Source organism: Couchioplanes azureus, assembly GCF_014648355.1.
Taxonomy (GTDB): Bacteria; Actinomycetota; Actinomycetes; order Mycobacteriales; family Micromonosporaceae; genus Actinoplanes; species Actinoplanes azureus.
Map to the genome: position 1 here is coordinate 209,080 of NZ_BMQY01000008.1, position 20,398 is coordinate 229,477.

At 74.9% G+C, this 20,398-nt stretch carries 14 protein-coding genes; all 14 read left to right on the top strand.

The features are described from left to right. Positions 1-117: 117 nt before the first annotated feature. Complete coding sequence (locus IEY99_RS26150) at positions 118-801, top strand: LuxR C-terminal-related transcriptional regulator (RefSeq protein WP_229799257.1); 684 nt, start codon at positions 118-120, stop codon at positions 799-801. Beyond that, complete coding sequence (locus IEY99_RS26155; RefSeq protein WP_189206719.1) at positions 798-1,637, top strand: aminoglycoside phosphotransferase family protein; 840 nt, start codon at positions 798-800, stop codon at positions 1,635-1,637. Before IEY99_RS26150 ends, IEY99_RS26155 begins: the two co-directional genes overlap by 4 nt. 165 nt (positions 1,638-1,802) lie before the next feature. Then, a complete protein-coding gene (locus IEY99_RS26160; RefSeq protein ID WP_189206720.1) occupies positions 1,803-5,015 on the top strand; it encodes a non-ribosomal peptide synthetase in 3,213 nt (1,070 codons plus the stop codon). Next, complete coding sequence (locus tag IEY99_RS26165) at positions 5,008-7,278, top strand: beta-ketoacyl synthase N-terminal-like domain-containing protein (RefSeq protein WP_189206721.1); 2,271 nt, start codon at positions 5,008-5,010, stop codon at positions 7,276-7,278. Before IEY99_RS26160 ends, IEY99_RS26165 begins: the two co-directional genes overlap by 8 nt. Next, positions 7,278-7,544, top strand: a complete 267-nt coding sequence (locus IEY99_RS26170; protein ID WP_189206722.1) for a phosphopantetheine-binding protein — start codon at positions 7,278-7,280, stop codon at positions 7,542-7,544. Before IEY99_RS26165 ends, IEY99_RS26170 begins: the two co-directional genes overlap by 1 nt. Beyond that, positions 7,541-10,948 (top strand): non-ribosomal peptide synthetase, encoded by a 3,408-nt coding sequence (locus IEY99_RS26175; protein WP_189206723.1) that lies wholly within the window; start codon positions 7,541-7,543, stop codon positions 10,946-10,948. The genes IEY99_RS26170 and IEY99_RS26175 overlap by 4 nt, the downstream gene beginning before the upstream one ends. Further along, positions 10,945-13,824 (top strand): type I polyketide synthase, encoded by a 2,880-nt coding sequence (locus IEY99_RS26180; protein WP_189206724.1) that lies wholly within the window; start codon positions 10,945-10,947, stop codon positions 13,822-13,824. The genes IEY99_RS26175 and IEY99_RS26180 overlap by 4 nt, the downstream gene beginning before the upstream one ends. Further along, positions 13,821-15,797 carry an amino acid adenylation domain-containing protein gene (locus IEY99_RS26185; protein WP_189206725.1) on the top strand — a complete coding sequence of 659 codons (1,977 nt, stop codon included), beginning with the start codon at positions 13,821-13,823 and terminating at the stop codon, positions 15,795-15,797. The genes IEY99_RS26180 and IEY99_RS26185 overlap by 4 nt, the downstream gene beginning before the upstream one ends. Positions 15,798-15,922: 125 nt before the next feature. Then, complete coding sequence (locus IEY99_RS26190; protein ID WP_189206726.1) at positions 15,923-16,579, top strand: TetR/AcrR family transcriptional regulator; 657 nt, start codon at positions 15,923-15,925, stop codon at positions 16,577-16,579. Positions 16,580-16,582: 3 nt separating this feature from the next. Next, positions 16,583-16,768, top strand: coding sequence for a hypothetical protein (locus IEY99_RS26195; protein WP_229799258.1), 186 nt, complete (start codon positions 16,583-16,585; stop codon positions 16,766-16,768). Between the two features lie 201 nt (positions 16,769-16,969). Next, positions 16,970-17,764: an ABC transporter ATP-binding protein gene (locus tag IEY99_RS26200; RefSeq protein WP_189206727.1), complete on the top strand. Its 795-nt coding sequence runs from the start codon at positions 16,970-16,972 to the stop codon at positions 17,762-17,764. A gap of 3 nt (positions 17,765-17,767) precedes the next feature. After that, entirely contained in the window at positions 17,768-19,099 is a 1,332-nt protein-coding gene (locus IEY99_RS26205) for an FtsX-like permease family protein (RefSeq protein WP_189206728.1), read from the top strand. A gap of 210 nt (positions 19,100-19,309) precedes the next feature. After that, positions 19,310-20,092 (top strand): GntR family transcriptional regulator, encoded by a 783-nt coding sequence (locus IEY99_RS26210; protein WP_189206729.1) that lies wholly within the window; start codon positions 19,310-19,312, stop codon positions 20,090-20,092. A 72-nt stretch (positions 20,093-20,164) separates the two neighbouring features. After that, complete coding sequence (locus tag IEY99_RS26215; protein WP_189206730.1) at positions 20,165-20,392, top strand: 4Fe-4S dicluster domain-containing protein; 228 nt, start codon at positions 20,165-20,167, stop codon at positions 20,390-20,392. Positions 20,393-20,398: the final 6 nt, after the last annotated feature.

Sequence of the window (20,398 nt, forward strand, 5' to 3'; positions counted from 1 at the left end):
GGACGGGGGTGAGGTTTTTTAATGGTCAGCGTTAGCCCGGCCTCGGGACCGGCTCACACGACGAGCGGAGACCCGGGGAGAGTCACGGACGAGGCACAACCCGATGCCGTGACGGTCGTGCTGGCTGACGCTCAGCCGGTGGTACGCAGGGGCCTGCGCGCCCTGCTCTGCCCGGCCGAGGTCACGGTGGTCGCCGAGGCGGCGACCGCACGCGAGGCGATGAAGGCGGCGGCGGAGCTGCGCCCCGACGTGCTCGTGCTCGACGTCGACATGCCCGGTGTCCAGCTGGGAGTGACGTTCCAGGAGATAGCCCGGATCTCGCCGAAGACCGCGGTGCTCGTCTTCACCGCCGTCCAGGACGAGGGGACGGTCTTCGCCGCCATGCGGGCCGGCGCGCGGGGCTACGTGCTCAAGAGCTGCCCGGGCGACGGCATCGTCCGGACGATCCGGGGCGTCGCCACCGGCGAGGTCATCCTCGGGCCCACGATCGCCGACCAGCTGATCGGGCAGCTCTGCCGCGAGCCGCGCAACCAGCAGCTCTACCCGGAGCTGACGGCGCGGGAGCGGGAGGTGCTGGAGCTGATCGCGTCCGGCCTGCGCAACGCGGCGATCGCGACGCGGCTCAACCTCTCCCCGAAGACGGTCAGCAACCACATCTCGACCATCTTCGGCAAGCTGCACGTCTCCGACCGGTTCGAGGCCATCGAGGTGGTCCGCATGGCCAGGATGGGGCGGCCCGGGGGAGGCCCGCTGGTCGCGCACCACGGCCCGGTGACCCGCCAGCGGGTAGGTGCCGCATGACCCTGGACCTGGAAGCGACCGCGCGCCGGCTGGAGCCGCGGTTCGGCAGGGCGGCGCACCGCTGGGTGGGCACGCTGCCGCAGCGGCTCGACGAGCTCGCCGCCCACTGGGAGCTGGACCTGAAGGACCAGCTCAAGTCCGGGAACTCGTCGGTGGTCCTCACCTGCCACGGCCCGCTGGGCGACGCGGTCCTGAAGCTGTCCCCGGACAGCTACGCCGTCCGCGAGGAGGTGGACATGCTGCGGCAGTTCGCCCCCAGCGGCCGGGTGCCGGCGGTGCTGGCCGCCGCCAAAGGCGCGGTGCTGCTGGAGGCGATCCACCCCGGCACGCTGGTCGAGAAGATGCCCGTGCCGCCGTCCCCGGCCGAGTACGCCGCCTTCCTCACCGACCTGCACGCGGCCGGCGATCCGGAAAGCGCGCCGAGGCAGCTCGCCGACTGGATCGACGTGCTGTTCAACTCGGCGACCCGGCGCGGCGCCGAGCTGACGGAGTCGAAACGGCTGCGTGAGGAGCTGTTCGCGACCCCCTGCGACACCGTGCTGCTCCACGGCGACCTCCACCTGGGCAACGTGCTCGGCGGCGGCGCCAAGGGCCTGGTGGCCATCGACCCGATGGCCTGCGCCGGCGATCCCTGCTTCGACGCCGTGGACTACGTGCTCGAGGGCCTGGACCGGGCGGAGATGCTGCGCCGGCGCGACGCCCTGGCCGCCGCGGCCGGCATCGACGTCGGGCGGCTGGACATGTGGTGCCGGGTGACCGCCCCGATCGGGGCGACCTATGTCAGCAACCCGGGGCACTCCGCGGAGCTGGCCGCCTTCGGGCGCGGCGAATACTAGGGACACCGGGCCTGCCCCGGTCCGGCGGTCGACCCGCCGGACCGGGGCAGCGTCGTGCCCGGGCCCGGATACCGCGGTGTCGGCCCCGCGACCGGGAGGATTTCCCTGGCCGGGTGGGTGAGTGCTCTCTGCCGGGCGGGACGTCCCGGCGGCCAGGATCCAGACATGGTTCGTACCGGTCGTGCTTCGTTCGCTCAGGAACGCTTCTACTTCCTCAACCGGCTCCAGCCCGGCAACCCCGCCTACGTGGTGGCCTTCGCGGTGCACCTGCACGGCACGCTGCGGCCCGGCGCGCTCAGCCGGGCGCTGACCCGCGTCGTCGCCCGGCACGACGCGCTGCGCACCACCTTCAGCCTGGACGACGGCGTGCTCACGCAGCGGGTCTCGCCCGACCCGCTGGTGGACATCGACGTGCAGCAGGGCGACTGGGCCGACCGGGACACCCAGGAGGCGTACCTGCGCGCCCTGGTCGCCGAGCAGGCCCGCCGGCCCTTCTCGCTCGACGACGGCCCGGTGCTGCGCGCCTTCCTGCGCTCCTGGGGGCCGGACGAGCACACGCTGGCCGTGCTGGTGCACCACATCGCGTGCGACGGCTGGTCGGTGGGCCTGCTGCTGCGGGACCTGGCGGACGAGTACAACGCCCCGGACCGGGTCGCCGAGGCCGCGGAGTCCTATCTCGCGTACGCCGGGCGGCAGCGCGAGGACTGGGAGCGGGACGGCTCCGGCCTGGACTTCTGGCGCGCAACCCTGCGTGACGCGCCCCGGCTGGCGCTGCCCACCGACTTCCCGCGGCCCGGCGTGCTCAGCGCCCGGGGCGCGGTGCTGCGCCACCCGATCGATCCCGAGCTGGTCGAGCGGCTGAGCGCCTGGGCCAGGTCCCGCGGCGCGACGCTGTTCGCGGTGGCGCTCGCGGCGTACGCCTCGGTGCTGTCCCGGTACGCCCGCCAGGACGAGGTGGTGATCGGCGTGCCCGTCGCCAACCGGATGGACGAGGCGGAGGAACGCATCGTCGGCTGCCTGGTCAACACCCTGCCGATCCGCCTCGACCTGTCCGGCGGGCCGGGCTTCGCCGAGCTGGTGGAGCGCGCCCGCCGGAGCAGTATGGCGGCGTTCGCCCACCAGGACGTGCCGTTCGAGCGGATCGTCCAGGCATGCGCGGGTGAGCGGGAGCTCAGCCATGCGCCGCTGTTCCAGACCTCGCTGACCGTGCAGAACTTCCCGTTCGAGTTTCCCGAGTTCGACGCGCTGAAGCTGACCGAGGTGGACGTCGAGATCGACGTCACCAAGTTCGACCTCGGCCTCACCCTCGACGTGTCCACCGGCGTGCCGTTCCTGCGCGCCGAGTACAGCACGGAGCTTTTCACCGCGGACACCGTCGCGACCCTGCTCCGGCACTACCTCACCTTCCTGCGGTCGGTCGTCGACGCGCCCGGCGCCGAGCCGTCCATGGTGGACGAGGCGGAGCGGCTGCGGCTGACCGTCGGCCTGAACCCGCCCGTCGCGGAGGAGCCGGTCGACCACCCGTCGGTGCTGCGCCGGTTCGCCGCACACGTGGCGCGGAACCCGGACGCGGTCGCGGTGCGCCACCGGGACGTGGACGTGACCTACGCCGAGCTCGACCGGTGGGCCGGGCGCATCGCGGCGGGCCTGGCCGACCGCGGGGTACGCCCGGGTGACCGCGTCGGGCTGCTGCTGCGCCGCTCACCCGCGATCATCGCGGCGATCCTGGGCGTGTGGAAGCTCGGCGGCGTCTACGTGCCGCTGGACCCGGAGTACCCGCAGCACCGGCTGGAGCTGATCACCGCGAGCGCCCGCCCGCCACTCATGCTGGTGGAGTGCGGTACGGCCGAGCTGGCCGAGCGGCTCGCCGACGGCCGGGACATCCGGCTCGCCGACGCGCACTCCCTCGACGGCCGGTCCGTGGTCGCCGAGCGGTATCCCGGGCCGGGGGAGCAGGCGTACATCATCTACACCTCCGGCTCGACCGGCGTGCCCAAGGGCGTCATGGTCGGCCACGGCGGCCTGAACGCCCTGAACACCCCCACCCCGGCAGGGCTGGAGGTCACCGGCGACGACGTCTGGCTGGCCGCGAGCTCGTTCTCCTTCGACGCCTCGGTGTGGGAGATGTGGGGCGCGCTGACCACCGGCGCCCGGCTGGTCATCGCCGACCAGGCCGACCTGGTGGACCGCCAGCGGCTGGCCGCGCTGGTGCGCCGGGAGGCCGTCACGGTGGTGTTCCAGACCCCGGGCGCGCTCTACCGGCTGCTGCCGCCGTACCTGCGGCTGCTGGGCCCGGACGAGGTCTCCACCATCCGCTACGTCGTCCTCGGCGGCGAGGCGCTGAGCTGGTCGCGGCTCGCGGCGCTGGTCTCCGGCGCGCCGGGGCTGCGCGCGGTGTTCGTCAACATGTACGGCATCACCGAGGGCACCATCCACGTCACGATCCACCAGGCGCCCACCGCCGGCCTGGCCCGGGTCAAGGAGGGCAACGTCGGCGTGCCCCTGCCGTCGGGGCGCTGCTACGTGCTCGACGACGACCTGCAGCCGGCCGGGCTCAATGTGCCGGGCGAGCTGTACTGCGGCGGCGTGCTCGTCGCGCACGGCTACGTGGACGACCCGGAGCTGACCGGCGCGCGCTTCCTGCCCGACCCGTACGGGCGGGGCCGCATGTACAAGACCGGCGACGTGGTCAAGTGGGGCACCGACGGCGAGCTGGTCTACCTCGGTCGCAACGACACCCAGGTGCAGCTGCGCGGCTACCGCGTCGAGTGCGCCGAGGTCGAGGGCGCGTTCCTGGCCCACCCGTCGGTGCAGTCCTGCGCCGTGGCCGCCGAGGACGACGAGCTGGTCGCGTTCGTCGCCGGCGCGCTCGGGCCGGACGCCGAACGGGAGCTGCGCGGGTACGTGCGGTCGACGCTGCCGGCGTACATGGTGCCGTCGAAGATCTTGACGGTCGACGCGATCCCGCTGACCGCGCACGGCAAGGTGGACACCGCCCGTCTGCTGGCCGGGAGCCGGGCCGCGCGGACCGCCGTGGTGCCCGCGGCCGGGCGGCGGGTGGCCGCCGGCACCGGCGTCGAGGAGCGCATCCGCGCCTGCTGGAGCGAGGTGCTCGCGCGCGCCGACGTCGGGCTGCACGACAACTTCTTCGACCTGGGTGGCCACAGCTTCGCCCTGATCGTGCTGCAACAGCGGCTGGCGGAGGAGGGCTTGGAGGTCAGCGTGACGGACCTGTTCCGCGCCGGGACCGTGGCCGGTTGCGCGGCCCACCTGCAGCGGAGGACCCCCGTGGTCGCCGACCCGCAGGCCGCGCAGCGCCGCCGGGGAAGCGCCCGGCTCGCCGACCGGCGCCGCGGGATCGGGGGCGGACGTGGCTGAGCTCGACGACGGCGCCGCGGTGGCGGTGGTCGGGATGGCGATCCGGGTCCCCGGCGCCGAGCGCGACCTCGACCTGTTCTGGCGGCACGTGGTGACCGGCATCGACGCGGTCAGCTTCTTCACGCCGGAGCAGCTCACCGGCTGGGGTGTGGCCAAGGAGCTGGTGGAGCACCCGCACTTCGTGCCCGCCCGCGCGGTGCTGCGCGACGCCGGCTGCTTCGACCACCGGCTGTTCGGCTACTCGCCGTCGGACAGCGCGCTGATGGACCCCCAGCAGCGGATCCTGCTGGAGTGCGCCTGGGCCGCGCTGGAACATGCCGGCTATCCGCCGGTCGCCGCCGACGGCAACCGCATCGGGGTGTACGTCGGCACCGGCCTGAACGTCTACCTGCTCGACAACGTGTGGCCCAACGAGCGCGCGGTCGAGGCCGCCGGCGGCCTGCAACTGATCATCGGCAGCGACAAGGACTTCGCGGGTACGCGGATCGCGTACAAGCTGAACCTGCAGGGTCCCGCCATGACCGTGCAGACCGCGTGCTCGACCTCGCTGGTGGCGGTGCACGCCGCGGCGCAGGCGCTGCTGACCTACGACGCGGACGTCGCGCTGGCCGGGGCCGCCACGGTGGCCCCGCCGACCCGGCGCGGCCACGTGCACGAGCCCGGCGGGATCTTCTCCGCCGACGGCCGGTGCCGGGCCTTCGACGCGGCCGCCGACGGCACCGTGCCCGGCGACGGCGCCGGCATCGTGGTGCTCAAGCGGCTCGAGGACGCGCTGCGCGACGGGGACACCGTGCACGCGGTGATCCGCGGTTCCGCGGTCAACAACGACGGCTCCCGCAAGGCCGGCTTCACCGCACCCGGCCCCACCGGCCAGGCCGCGGTGATCTCGGCCGCGCTCGGCGTGGCGGGCGTCGATCCGGACACCGTCGGCCTGATCGAGACCCACGGCACCGGCACCGCGCTCGGCGACCCGATCGAGGTCGCCGCGCTGCGGCAGGTGTTCGGCACCGGCCGGCCCGGCCGGGCGCCGTGCGCGCTCGGCGCGGTCAAGTCGGTCGTCGGGCACCTGGACACCGCCGCCGGGGTCATCGGTCTCGTCAAGACGGTCCTCGCGCTGCGGCACCGCACCATCCCGCCGATCGCCCACCTGAACACGCCCAACCCGGCGATCACGCGGGACGGGCCGGCGTTCGAGCTGCCGACCTCGTCCCGGCCCTGGACGCCGGTCGACGGCGTCCGCCGGGCGGGGGTGAGCGCCTTCGGCATCGGCGGGACCAACGCCCACGTCGTGCTGGAGGAGGCGCCGTCCGCCCGGCCGCGGCCCCGCCGTCACGTCACCGAGCTGGTCCTGGTCTCCGCCAGGACCACCGCGGCGGCGCAGCGGAGCCTGGACCGGGCCACGGCGTTCGTGGCCGCGACGGTTCCCGGCGAGCTGGCCGACGTCGCGTACACGCTGCGTACCGGCCGGGCCGAGCTGCCCTGGCGGGCCGCGTTCCTGACCGGCCCGCACGGCTCGCCGGCGCAGGTCCGGCGGACGGACGCGACGGCGCGCTCGCGCGGTGTGGCGTTCCACCTCACCGGGGCCGGCGAGCTGACCGGCAACCGGCCGAACTACGACGCCGACCCGGTGTACCGCCGGATCGTCGACGAGGGCGTGGCGCGGCTGCGCGACCGTGACCTCGGCGCCGCCGTCCGAGAGCGCTGCACCCGGCTGCTGGCCTGCGCCGGCCTGGCGCAGTCGCTGCGCAGCCGGGGCGTGAGCCCGCGCGCCGTGGCCGGCACGGGCGTCGGCGCGCTCGCCGCCGCGGTCGTGGCCGGCGTCATGCCCCTCGCGGACGCACTGGACCTGATCTGCGGCGCCGCCGTGGACGAGATCCGGCCGGGCCCCGCCGAGCTGCCCGTCCACATCGGCGGCGAGCCCCTGACCGCCGCGGAGTGCGGCGACCCCGCGTACTGGCAGGCGCAGGCGGCCGACCCGGGCCCGCCCGCGGCGCCGCCCGCCGACCTCGACGTGCTCTGGATCGAGGTCGGCACGCAGGTCACCCCGCACCTGGGCGCGGACCGGCCCGAGCTGCCGGCCGACCGGCACGCCCGCCTGCTGGCCACCGTCGGCGCGCTGTGGCAGCTGGGCGTCGCCGGCGCCTGGGACGCCGTGCACGACACCGGCCGGTGCCGGCTGCCCGCCCCCACCTACCCCTTCGAAGCGACCCGGCACTACCTGGACGCCCCCGCGGCCCACCTGGACACAGAGAGGCACCACTGATGAGCGACGTACAAGACCGGACCTGGGTGGCCCAGCTCGAAGAGCTCTGGATGGAGGTGCTCGGCGTCGACGAGGTCGACGACGAGGACGACTTCTTCGACCTCGGCGGGCACTCGCTCAGCGCGCTGCGGCTGAGCACCCTGATCCGCCAGGAGCTCAACCTGGCGGTGATGTTCGGCCACGTCCTGGAGAACCCCCGCTTCGCCGACCTGCGCGACATCGCGGGCCAGGTGCCGGCGGACAAGCCGATCGAGGAGACCGTGTGACCGCCGCCCCCGACCTCGACGCCTGGACGCCGCTCGCCGCGCGGGTGCTGGGCCTCGCGCCCGAGCACCTGCGGGGCGCGGCGGGCACCGAGTCGTTCGTCGGCCTGGGCGGCACCTCGCTGCAGGCCATCACGCTGGTGTCGCTGGGCCAGCGCGAGCTGCGCGCGCACGTGGACAGCGCCCGGCTGCTGTCGGCGCTGCCGCTGGCGCAGGCCCTGGCCACCGCCGTCGGCTACGTCGACACGGCGCCCCCGGCCGGCGCCCCGGGGCCGGTGGAGCGGGAGCTGCTGCCGGGCCAGCGGTCCATGCTGGCCGCCCACCTGCTCGGCCGGGACGCGCCGTACCACCTGATGTTCACGCTGGAGGCGCCCGGGCCGCTCGACGCCGCCCGGACCCGGTCGGTGCTGCGGGAGCTGACGACCCGGCACGAGTCGCTGCGCACCATGTTCGTCCGCGATCCGCGGCAGGCCCGGATCGTGCTGCCCGCGCCGTACGAGCCGCGGCTGCTCCACCAGAGCCTGCCCGGTGGCGACGACGCGGTCCGCACCGTGCACCAGCTGTACGGCCGGACCGCCGCCGAGCTGCTGCGCCCGTTCGCCCAGCCGCCGGTCGTGTTCGTGCTGACCCGCTGCGGCGGGCGGGACCTGCTCACCATGCTGGTGCACCACACGCTCGCCGACGGCTGGAGCATCGGCGTGCTCGCCCGCGAGTTCACCGGGCGGTACGCCGGAGAGTTCCCGACCGGCGCCGCCGCACCGTCGCCGGACTGGGGCGGCACCCGGCTCGCCGCGGTCGAGGCGTCCGGGGCCCTGGACGCCGCGCTGACCCGGGTCGGGGCCCGGCTGGACGGCGCGCCCCACACGGTGACCCTGCCCACCGACCTGCCCCCGCTCGTCGAGGCCGACGGCCGCGGCGCGCGCCTGCCGTTCCGCCTCGGCGCGGCGGCGGCCCGGGCCGCCACGGAGCTGGCCCGGCACTGCCGGGTGACGGTGACGTCGGTGGCCATGGCGGCGTGGGCGCTGGCCGCCGCCCGCCGCGCGGGCCTGACCGACCTGGTGCTCGGCGTGCCGGCGGCGGGCCGGTTCGAGGCGGGCATGGACGCCGTCGTGGGCCTGTGCACCCGGGTCGTGCCGGTGCGCTGCGCCGCGGCCGACGACCTCGCCGTGCGCGACTACGTCCGGGGCACCGCCGCGGCGCTGGCCGAGGCGGTCGCGGACGCCGACCTGCCGTTCGACCGGGTGGTCTCCGGGCTGGGCGTCGCCGCCGACGCGGGCCGCAACCCGCTCGCGCAGATCGGCTTCGCCGCCCACCACGAACTGGTGCCCGACGAGCTGTCCGCGGGCGACGGGACCTGGCGGGTGCACGAGGGACACTGCCACGGCGCGGTGTTCGACGCGCTGCTCTACCTGCAGTCCTGGTCGGACCGGCCGCGGTTCGCGCTGGAGTACGCGACCTCGGCGCTGACCGCCGCCGACGCGGGGGAACTGGCCGAGTCGTTCCAGGCGGCGGTGCTGGAGCTCGCCGCCCGCCCGGACGCGGCCCTGCGCGAGGTCACCACCCTGTCGGCGGCCCAGCGCGCCCGGCTGGGGGAGCTGGGCGCGGGAGGGGAGCACGACACCGCCGACGACCTGTGGAGCCGGTTCGCGGCGCACGCGGAGCTCGCCGGCGAGCGGATCGCGCTGGTCGACGCGCACGCCGGGCGCACCCTGACCTACCGGGAGCTGCACGACTACGCCGTCGAGCAGTCGCGGCTGCTGCACGGGCACGGCGTCCGCGCCGGCGACGCGGTCGTCCTCCAGGTGCCGCGCTCGGCCGCCGAGGCCGTCGCGGTGCTGGGCGTGCTGCGGCTGGGCGCGCACTTCGTCGCGGTCGACCGGCAGGCCACCGCCGAGTGGCGCTCGCAGGTGGCCGCGGCCGTCGCGCCGCGGGCCCGGCTCGGCGACGGCGCGCCCGGCCCCGAGTTCGCGGGCGCGGCCGACTGTGCCCTGGCCGACCTCGATGCGCCGCCGCGGGTGGAGGACGGCTCGGTCAAGCCGGCCCCGGCCGACCCGGCGCGGACCGCGTACGTCTCCTTCACCTCCGGCTCGACCGGGGTGCCCAAGGGCGTGGTGGTGCCGCACCGCGCGGTGCTGCGCCTGGCCGACGACCCGCGGATGTTCGCCGGCGGGCCGGCGGGCCGGCGGATGATGCGGCTGTCCCCGCTGGCGTTCGACGCGTCCACGCTGGAGCTGCTGGTGCCGCTGGCCGGCGGCGACACCGTGGCGGTGTTCCCGCCCGGGGAGCCGACGCCGAGCGCCCTGGCCGGGTTCCTGCGCACCGCCGGGATCACCCACGCCTGGCTCACCTCGGGCGTCTTCCACCTGGTCGCCGACCACCGCCCGGACGCGTTCGTCGGGCTGCGGCAGCTGTTCACCGGCGGCGGCGTGGTCTCCGCGGCGCACGTCCGCCGCGTGCTGCGGGCCTGCCCGGGACTGCGGGTCACCAACGGCTACGGCCCCACCGAGAACACCACGTTCACCACGACGTACTCGATGGAGCACGCCGACGCGACCCCGGACCCGCTGCCGATCGGCGCGGCGGTGCACGGAACCGGCCTGTACGTCGTCGACCCGGCCGGGCGCCTCGTCCCGCCGGGTGCGATCGGTGAGCTGCAGGCGGCGGGCACCGGGCTCGCCGACGGCTACCTCGCCGATCCCGCACGCACGGAGGCGTCGTTCGTCCGGCACCCCGGCCTGGGGCAGCGCCTGTACCGCACCGGGGACCTGGTGCGCTGGGGCGCGGACGGGCAGCTGCGCTTCCTCGGCCGCAACGACCGCCAGGTGAAGATCGCCGGGCACCGGGTGGAGCTGGTCGACGTGGAGCGCAGGCTGCGCTCGCAGGCCGGGGTGCAGGACGCGGTGGTGTTCACCACCGGCGACGCGGCGACGGGCCTGCGCCTGTGCGCGGCGCTCAAGCCGGCGCCGGGCGGCGTGGACCCGGCCGAGGTGCGCCGCGCCGTGGAGGGCGAGCTGGCCCCGTACGCCCGGCCGCAGCAGTGGGTGACCGTGGCCGAGTTCCCGCTCGACCGCAACGGCAAGGTGGACCTCCGGGCCCTGGGTGCGCTGGTCGAGACCCCGCCGGAAGGGAAGCCGGCGCCGGTTCCCGCGCGGGGTGCCGCGTCGCCGGCCGAGCTCGAGGAGACGGTGACCGAGGCCTGGATCGAGGCGCTGGGCACCGGCGACTTCGACGTCGACGAGACGTTCTTCGACGTCGGCGGGGACTCGCTGCGGCTGGCGATCGTGCGCCGGCTGCTGCAGGAGCGGCTGGGCCGGGCCGTTGCGCTGACCGACCTCTACCGGTTCCCGACGGTCCAGACGCTGGCCGGGCATCTGCACGCACAGATCACAGGAGTGGGCGCGAAATGAACGGCGACATCGCGATCGTAGGCATGGCGGGCCGGTTCCCCGGCGCCGCCGACGTCGGGGAGCTCTGGTCCCACGTCGCCGCCGGGCGGATCACCGTCAGCGAGCTGACCCGCGGCGAGCTGCTGGCCGCGGGCGTGAGCCCGGACCAGCTCGACGACCCGGCGTACGTACCGGCGCGGGGGGTGCTGGCCGACCCGGAGCTGTTCGACGCCGCCTTCTTCGGCATCACGCCGCGCGACGCCGAGATCATGGATCCCCAGCACCGGCTGCTGATGCAGACGGCATGGGCCGCCCTGGAGTCCGCGGGACTCGCCACCGACCAGCCCTTCGGCCGGGTCGGCGTGTTCGCCGGGGCGGGGTTCAACTACTACGCGCTGCGCCACGTGTTCGCCCGCCCGGGCCTGGTCGACACCCAGGGTCTGCTGGCGGTGGTGCTCGGCAACGAGAAGGACCACCTGGCCACGAAGATCGCGTACCGGCTGAACCTGGGCGGTCCCGCGGTCACGGTGCAGACCGCCTGCTCGACGTCGCTGGTGGCGGTCCACCTGGCGGCCCAGAGCCTGCGCAACGGCGACGCGGACGTCGCGCTCGCCGGCGGGGCCTGCGTGGCGGTGCCGCAGCAGGCCGGCTACCACTACGAGGCCAAGGGAATCATGTCGCCGGACGGCGCGTGCCGGCCGTTCGACGCCTCGGCCAACGGGACGGTCCCCGGCAACGGCGTGGCCATGGTGGTCCTCAAGCGCGCCGAGGACGCCCGCCGGGACTCCGACACCGTGTACGCCCTGATCAAGGGGTCGGCGGTGAACAACGACGGGGGCATGAAGGTCGGCTACACCGCACCCGGCATCGCCGGGCAGGTCGACGTCCTGCAGCGCGCGTACGCCGCCGCGGGCGTGGACCCGGCGACGGTCGGCTACCTCGAGGCCCACGGCACCGCGACCGAGGTGGGCGACGCGATCGAGCTCTCCGCGCTGACCGAGGTGTTCCGCCGCGGCGCCCGGCCCTGCTCGCTCGGGTCGGTCAAGGCCAACGTCGGCCACCTCGACGCCGCCGCCGGCGTCACCGCCCTCATCAAGGCCGCGCTGGCCCTGCACTATCGGCAGATACCCCCGCTGGCCGGCCTCAAGCAGGCCCGTCCCGAGCTGCTCGACGGGTCGACGCCGTTCACCGTGGACAGTGTGGCCCGGCGGTGGGACGGCGCCGGCGGACCCCGGCGGGCCGGAGTGAGCTCGTTCGGGCTGGGCGGCACCAACGCCCACGTGGTGCTGGAGGAGGCCGACCCGGTGGCCGTGCCGGCCCCGCCCGCCACCGGTGGGCAGGCCGAGCTGATCGTGCTGTCCGCGCGCAGCCCGGAGGCTGTCCGCGACGCCGCCGATCAGTGGAGCGAACACCTGCGGCAGCGGCCGGACCTGGCCGTCGGTGACGTCGCGCTGACCTCGCAGGCGTACCGGCGGCACTTCCCGTACCGGCTCGCGGTCGCGGCCCAGGACATCCCGACGGCGCTGGCGCGGCTGCGCCGGGCACCGGTCCGCGAGGCGGTGCGCCGGCCGAGCGTGGTGTTGCTGTTCCCGGGCCAGGGCGCGGAGGTCCCCGCCATGTCGCGGGACCTCTACGACCGCTACCCGTCGTTCCGCGCCGACCTCGACCACGGTGCGGACCTGCTGGCCCCGGTCCTGCGGCTCGACCTGCGTGACGTGCTGGTCGGTGCCGACCCCGGCGGGGTCGTGCACCGCACCGACGTCACCCAGCCGGCGCTGGCGCTGCACGAGCTCGCCCTCGGCCGGCTGCTGACCTCCTGGGGCGTCCGCCCGGCGGCGCTCGTCGGGCACTCGGTCGGCGAGTTCGCGGCCGCGGCACTGGCCGGGGAGCTGGCGGCCGACGACATGCTGCGCCTGGTGGCGACCCGCGGCGCGCTGATGCAGGCCGCCCCCGAGGGCGGCATGCTGGCCGTGCTCGCGGCGCCGTCCACCGTCGCGGCGCACCTGACCGGCCTGGACGACCTCGACCTGGCCGCGCACAACGGCCCCGGCTCCACCGTGCTGGCCGGGCCGGTGGCGCAGCTCGCCGTCCTGCGGGAACGGCTGGCGGCGGCCGGCGTGACCTGCCGCGCGCTGCCCGCCCGGCGGGCCTTCCACTCGCGGATGATGGCCGGCGCCGCCCGGCTGCTCGGCGCCGAGGCGGACCGCATCGCCCAGCGACCCCGCGGCATCCCGGTGGTCAGCAGCCTCGACGGCGAGCTGCTCGGCAAGGGACGAACCCGCGCCGCGGGCTACTGGGCCGCGCAACTGCGCAGCCCGGTGCGCTTCCACGACGCGCTGCTGACCGCGCTGGGCCTGAGCGACCCGGTCCTGGTCGAGGTCGGGCCCGGCACCACGCTCACCGGCCTGGCCCGGCAGACGCCGCAGGGCCGGTCGGTGCCCGGGTTCGCCCTGCAACCCCGGCCGGGGGCGCAGTCCGGTGACGTGCTCGCCGGAGTCGGCGGGCTGTGGACCGCCGGCGTGGCGGTGGACTGGGCCGCCGTGCGCGGCGAGAGCGGCGCCCGGCGGGTGGCGCTGCCCACGTACCCGTTCGCCCGGACCCGGCACTGGCTCGACGCCGCGCCGGTGGAACCCGCGGCGGACCCCGCGGAACCGGCGCCGCCACCCGCGGAAGCCGGCGAGGACGAGAAGGTGAGAGAGATCATCGACCTGTGGAGCAGGATGCTCGGCACCCCCGGCATCGGGCCGGACACCAACTTCTTCGCGCTCGGCGGTGAGTCGCTGCAGTTCATCCGCATGATCACCCAGGTGCGGCGCCGGTTCGGGGTGCAGATCCCGGTGGCCGAGCTGGCCGGCGACCCCACGCCCCGCACGCTCGCCGGGCTGTTGACGTCATGACCGGCCACGACGATCCGGAGCTGGCCGCGGCGGTGGCGGCGGTGCTCTGCCACCGCCTCTCGGACGCGACGTCGATCGCGGTGCACGGCCCGCGAGGCGGCCTCCTGCTGCGCGTCGGCCCGGACGACACCCTGACCCGGGTACGCGAGCAGGCGCGCGACCTGCCGCCGGGCACCGTCGCGGCGGACGTCGTGCTCGCCGGGCCTCCGGCGGGCGAAGCCGTCACGCGGGCGGCCGTGGGCGGGACTCCGGTCTGCTTCGCCCGGCACCACGGCGATCCCGTGCACCTGCAGGAGCGCCTGGACACCCTGCACGCCTGGCTCGCCGCCCATCCGGACCGGCCGGTGCGCGAGGCCGAGCTCGTCGGTCCGGTGGAGCGCAAGACGCTGCTCGGCTTCAACCCCGCGCCGGGCATCGCGCCGCGCACACCCGTGCACGAGACGATCTGCCGTCAGGCGCGGCTCATGCCGGACGCCGTCGCGTTGCGCGGCGGCGGGCGGGACCGGACCTACCGCGAGCTTCTGGACGAGGCGGCGGCGTTGGCCGGGCGGCTGCGGGCGCAGGACGTGGGACCCGGCACCGTGGTCGGGCTGTGCACCGAGCGCAGCCCGGAGATGGTGGTCGCCGTGCTCGGCATCCTGCTGGCCGGCGGGGCGTACCTGCCGCTCGATGCGTCCCATCCGCGCGCCCGGCTGGACCGGATGCTGCGGACGGCGGGCGCGGCGCTGGTGCTGGCCGACGACGCGGGACGGCAGGCGCTGACCTGCGGTGGCGAACCGGACGTCGCCGTGCGGCCGCTCTCGGGCGGGGACCTGAGCGCCGCGCCGCTCGACTGGCGCGACTACGAGGCACCCCAGGAGGTGGTGCGGGGTCTGTCGTACGTCATCTTCACCTCGGGTTCCACCGGAGCGCCCAAGGGCGTGCAGATGACGCATCTGTCGCTGGCCAACCGGCTGGTGTGGATGCAGGACGAGTACCGCATCGGCCCCGGCGACGTGGTGCTGCAGAAGACGCCGTACACCTTCGACGTGTCGGTGTGGGAGCTGTTGTGGGCGTTCATGACCGGCGCGACGCTGGTCACGGCCGAGCCCCAGGCGCACCGCGACCCGCAGGAGCTCGCCGACGTCGTCGCCCGCGAGGCGGTGACCACCCTGCACTTCGTGCCGTCGATGCTGGCCCTGTTCGTCGAGGAGGCCGGCCTGGCTCGGTGCACCGCCCTGCGCCGGGTGATCTGCAGCGGGGAGGCGCTGTCGCCGAAGCTGGTCAACAAGCTCACCGCCACCCTGCCGCAGGTCGAGGTGCACAACCTGTACGGGCCCACCGAGGCCGCCATCGACGTGACCGCCTGGCCGTGCCGCCGCCCCGAACCGGACGACACCGTGCCCATCGGCCGGCCGATCACGAACGTCGCCGCGTACGTCCTCGACGAGCGCGGCCGGCTCGCGCCGCTGGGCCGGCGCGGGGAACTGGTCCTGGGCGGCGACTGCCTGGCCCGTGGGTACGCCGGGCGAGCGGACCTGACCGCGGAGCGGTTCGTCGAGGTGGACGTCGCGGGCCGCCCGCAGCGGGTGTACCGCACCGGCGACCTCGCCTGGTGGTCGCCGGAAGGACACCTGCACTACGCCGGGCGCATCGACACGCAGGTGAAGATCCGCGGGCAGCGGGTCGAGCTGGGCGAGATCGAGTCCGTGCTCAACGGCCATCCGCTCGTCGCCAACAGCGTCGTAGTGCTGCGCGACGACCTGGGCGCCGCCGCGACGCTGGTGGCGTACGTGGTGGCCGAACGCGACGCGGACCCGGGGGCGACGACCGAAGCGGCCCTGCGCGCCTTCATGGCCGGGCAGCTGCCCGACTACATGGTGCCGCTGCGCTACGTGGCCCTGCCCGAGCTGCCCGCGACCGCGAACGGCAAGGTCGACCGGCGCGCCCTGCCGCTCCCACCGGCCCGGCTCCGCAGGCGGGCCGCACGGTGACCGCCGCTCCGCCCACCTGGAGGGGTGGGCGGAGGTCACCGCGGGGGTTAGGCGGCCGGGACGTCGGTCCGCCCACGCGACGGTGAATCGAGATTCAGTATGCTGAGTGCCCGAGGAGGTGGACGGTGGGCATTCGCAAACAGCGGGCGGCTGAAACGGAGGCCGCGCTGAAGGAAGCGGCCTGCACGCTGTTCGCCACCCGCGGATACCTGAACACCAAGATCAGCGATATCGCGGCCGCCGCCGGACGAGCGACCGGTTCGTTCTACGACCACTTCACCAACAAGGAAGAGCTGCTTCAGGCCTTGTTGGGGGAGATGCGCGAGCAGGCGGGCAGGGCGATGAGCGGCGAGGATCATTCCGACCACGACCTCACCGACCGGGACCAGCTGCACGCGCACATCGCGGTGGCGTGGCAGGTGTTCCGCGACCATCTGCCGGTGATGGTGGCGCTCTACCAGTCGTCGGCGGCGACCGAGCCCGGTTCCGGGGAACCCTGGCGGCGCCTCGTCCAGGACACCCGGATGCTCTGCGAGCATCTGGAGCATCTCCGCCGGCAGAACCGTGACCTGCCCGGCGAGCCGGAGCTGGTGGCGGCGGCGATGGGCGCGATGCTGTCCACCCTGGGCTACTCGTTGTTGACGGCCGACCCCCAGGGCCCGAAGGTGAGCGACGACGAGGTCGTGGACACGCTCACCGACCTCCTGCTCTACGGGCTGGCGGGCCCCGCCGGGCGCCGCACCGCAGTCGACTCCGGTGGCAGCGGCATCAAAGCAGTGTGACGAGTGCCGCGGTTCGCCGCGGTCCACCACTGTGTCCGGTCCGCCCCGGCCGAGCGGGGACGTCCGCCGGCGCCGATCCTGCCGGGGCGCCGGGCCGCACCCCGATGGCCCGACGCGGTGGTCGTCGGCATGACGCACTGCGCCGGGCAGCAGGCCGCGGCGCTCGCCGGGTGCAGGCGTACGCGGTGATCGGCATCGACGCCGAGCCGTAGGGGCAGCCGCGGTGTCCTCTTCAAGGCCTGGTTCCCGTGCCGCGCGACGTCGTGCTCGCGGCCATCGCGGTGCCGCGCCCGCCCGTGGAAGCCGCTTGACCGCCTCGACCGCCGTCGACATACTGAACCGACACTCGGTGAATATGAATTCGGCGAATGATGATTCAGGAGGCGTGCCATGCCTGGTCCAGGGCCTGACCCAGACCCCGTGCGGGTTTCCGAGGCGCTGCAGTTGGTGGGCGTCCGCAAGACGTACGGCGCCGCCGGCACCACGGTCACGGCGCTGGACGGCGTCTCGTTGAGCCTCTCGGCCGGCACCTTCACCGCGATCATGGGGCCGTCCGGCTCGGGCAAGTCGACCCTGCTGCAGTGCGCCGCCGGGCTCGACCGGCCGGACAGCGGCACCATCGTCGTCGACGGGCAGCCGCTGGCCGGTCGCAGCGAGGCTCAGCTGACGCGCTTCCGCCGGCAGCGCATCGGCTTCGTGTTCCAGCAGTACAACCTGCTGCCGGCGCTGACCGTCCTGCAGAACACGGTGCTGCCGCTCGAGCTCGCCGGTCGCCGCGTCGACCTGGCCCGGGCGCGGGAGATCCTCGGCCAGGTCGGCCTGGGCAACCGGCTCGGCAACCGCCCGGACCAGCTCTCCGGCGGCCAGCGCCAGCGCGTCGCGATCGCCCGTGCGCTGCTCACCGAGCCGAGCGTGATCTTCGCCGACGAGCCGACCGGCGCGCTGGACACCCGCAGCGCGCGGGAGATCCTGCTGCTGCTGCGGGAGGCGGTCGACGTGCGCGGCCGCACCGTGGTGATGGTGACCCACGACCCGGTGGCCGCCTCGCACGCGGACACCGTGCTGTTCCTCGCCGACGGCCGGATCGCCGGCGAGTTGCCCCGGCCCACCGCCGACGCCGTCGCCGAGCGGCTCACGCACCTGGGTGACGCGGTGGCCGCCCACGACGTCGCCATGGAGGTGTGACCCGTGTTGTCCCTCGCCCTGAGCTCCGTACGGCACCGTCCCGGACGCTTCGCGGCGACGCTGCTCGCCGCCTTCCTCGGTGCGGCGATCATCATGCTGTTCAACTCCCTGCACGACACCGCCGTCGGTGCGGGCGTGGACCCGGCCAGCGCCGAGTCGCTGCACCTCACCGGGGGAGTGGTCGGCGGGTACGGGACGCTGCTGGTCTTCTTCGCCATCGCGTCGACGCTCACCGTGAACGTCCGCCAGCGTGGCGAGGAGATGGGCCTGCTGCGCCGGGCCGGCGCCACGCCGGGGCAGATCCGGCTGATGGTCGTCGCAGAGGCGGCGATCGTCGGCGTGGTCGGTTCCGCGCTCGCCGTCTGGCCCGCCATGCTGGCCGGGCGGGCCCTGGTCGACCGGTTCCAGGAGACCGGGCAGGTCGCTGGCGGTGTCGCCCACGCCTTCGGGCCGCTGGCGTACGGAGTGGGCTGCGGCGTGACCCTGCTCTCCTCGGTGGGTGCCGCCTCCCTCGCCGTGCGGCGGGCCGCCCGGGCCGCGGCGGGCATGCGCAGAAGAGGCCGCGCCGAGCTGGCCGGCGGTGCCCTGGCGCTGCTCGCCGGTGCAGGGGGGATCTCCGCCACCTTCGCCCTGAAGGCGACCGACAGCGCGCTGATGGCCGCTCCCGCCTACGGCGCCGTCCTGCTCGCGGTCGGCTTCGGGGTCTTCTCGCCGTACCTGCTGCGCGTGGTGATCGGCCCGTCCGAGCGGCTGCTGTCGCGGGTCTTCGGGGCGGGCGGGCACCTGGCCGTGCTGAACACCCGGCAGCGGACGGCCCGGCTGTCCGAGGTGCTCATGCCGCTCGTGGTGTTCACCGGACTGGCGACCGTCACCCTGTATCTGCAGGCCGTGGAGAGCGACGCGATCCGGGCCGCGGGGCTCACCAGGTCCGTCGAGGACAAGAACCTCGAGACGCTGAACTTCACCGTGGTCGGCATCATCGCCGGGTTCGCCTGCCTGATGCTGATCAACAGCCTTGTCGCCGCCACCTGCTACCGGCGCCGCGAGTTCGGACAGCAGCGCCTCGCCGGGGCCACGCCGGGCCAGGTGCTCGCCATGGTCGGCTGCGAGGGCCTGCTGATGACGGTCACCGGAGTCCTGTTCGGCACGCTCGCCGGTGTGGCCGGCATCGTCGCCTTCAGCGCCGTCCGCACCGGCTCGGTCCGGCCGGGCCAGGGCCCCGGCATCTGGCTCGGCATCGTCGCCCTGGCCGCGGCCGCGACCCTGCTCACCGGCCTCGGTACGGCGAGCCGCCAGGTGCGCGTCCCGGCGGTCGACGCGGTCGCCACGGCGTGACCGGGGCCGACCGGCCCCGTTGCGGTGGTTCCCGGGCGAGGGTCGTACCAGTATGCGGAACGCCCAGGTGGCGCAATGCCCGTGCTCGCGGACGTCTTCGCAGCTAGCGGTGGTTCTGGGGAGGCGTCCTGGCGGCGCAGCCCCCGGCGTCTTCCCCATCTCCCATAAGTTTCATATGGTTTGGCGCACGCCGACCACGGGAGGACGACGATGGGACCACACCCCGGGCCTGCCGGCAGCCTGGAGCGGGCCCGGCGGCGCCGCGCCGACCGGGCCCGGCAGGTCGCCGACGTGCTGCGGCACCAGGTGCTGGCCGGCGCGTTCCCCGGCGGCCAGCTGCCCCGCGAGGCCCAGCTCTGCCGGGACTTCGACGTCTCCCGCAACACGGTCCGCGAGGCGCTGGCGCTGCTCGCCGGCGAAGGGCTGGTCGAGCGCTGCCCGGGCGTCGGCACGACGGTGCTCACCGAGAAGTACGCGCACGGCCTGCACCGCCTCATGGGCCTCGGGGAGACGATGCACGCCCAGGGGCAGATCACCAACGACGTCCGGACCGCCGCCCTCATCCGGCCGCCCGCTGCCGTGGCGCAGCGCCTCGCGGTCAGCGGCGACGAGCCCGTGGTCTACCTGGAGCGGCTGCGCCGGCTCGACGGCGCGCCCCTGTCGCTGGACCTCACCTACCTACCGCGGGACATCGGTGAGCCGCTGCTCGCCGCGGACCTCGCCGGGCAGGACATCTTCGTCCTGATCGAGCGGCTGGCCCGGCAGCCGCTCGGCACCGCGGACGTCTCGTTCGAGGCGGTCAACGCCGACCCGCACTCCGCGGCGCTGCTGGACTCCCCGCCGGGCGCGGCACTGCTCATGGTGGAACGGCTGACCCGCCTCGCCGACGGCCGCCCGGTGGACCTCGAGTGGATCCGGTTCCGCGGTGACCGGCTCACCATGCACGGCCAGTTGCAGCGCGGCTCGCCGCTGCCCCGCATGATCGCCGGCTGACTCCGCCCGCCTGCCGCCCGGCGCCGAGCCCCTCGGCGTCCGTTCCACGCTGCCCCCGACGAGGAGAGATCCATGCCCTTGGTCAACCAGCGGGTCGACGTCCCCGTGACGATCGACGAGAGCCTCTGCATCGACGGCTGCACCCTTTGCGTCGACATGTGCCCACTCGACTCGCTCGCGATCGACCCCGAGTCCGGGAAGGCGTACATGCACGTCGACGAATGCTGGTACTGCGGCCCCTGCGCCGCCCGCTGCCCCAGCAACGCCGTGACGGTCCACATGCCGTTCCTGATCCGATGAGGTCGC

What these genes read in the sequence shown, in the direction of transcription:
- IEY99_RS26155 (WP_189206719.1), top strand. Translation starts at nt 798, where the DNA reads ATGACCCTGGACCTGGAAGCGACCGCGCGCCGGCTGGAGCCGCGGTTC.
- IEY99_RS26160 (WP_189206720.1), top strand. Translation starts at nt 1,803, where the DNA reads ATGGTTCGTACCGGTCGTGCTTCGTTCGCTCAGGAACGCTTCTACTTC.
- IEY99_RS26170 (WP_189206722.1), top strand. Translation starts at nt 7,278, where the DNA reads ATGAGCGACGTACAAGACCGGACCTGGGTGGCCCAGCTCGAAGAGCTC.
- IEY99_RS26180 (WP_189206724.1), top strand. Translation starts at nt 10,945, where the DNA reads ATGAACGGCGACATCGCGATCGTAGGCATGGCGGGCCGGTTCCCCGGC.
- IEY99_RS26185 (WP_189206725.1), top strand. Translation starts at nt 13,821, where the DNA reads ATGACCGGCCACGACGATCCGGAGCTGGCCGCGGCGGTGGCGGCGGTG.
- IEY99_RS26200 (WP_189206727.1), top strand. Translation starts at nt 16,970, where the DNA reads ATGCCTGGTCCAGGGCCTGACCCAGACCCCGTGCGGGTTTCCGAGGCG.
- IEY99_RS26210 (WP_189206729.1), top strand. Translation starts at nt 19,310, where the DNA reads ATGGGACCACACCCCGGGCCTGCCGGCAGCCTGGAGCGGGCCCGGCGG.
- IEY99_RS26215 (WP_189206730.1), top strand. Translation starts at nt 20,165, where the DNA reads ATGCCCTTGGTCAACCAGCGGGTCGACGTCCCCGTGACGATCGACGAG.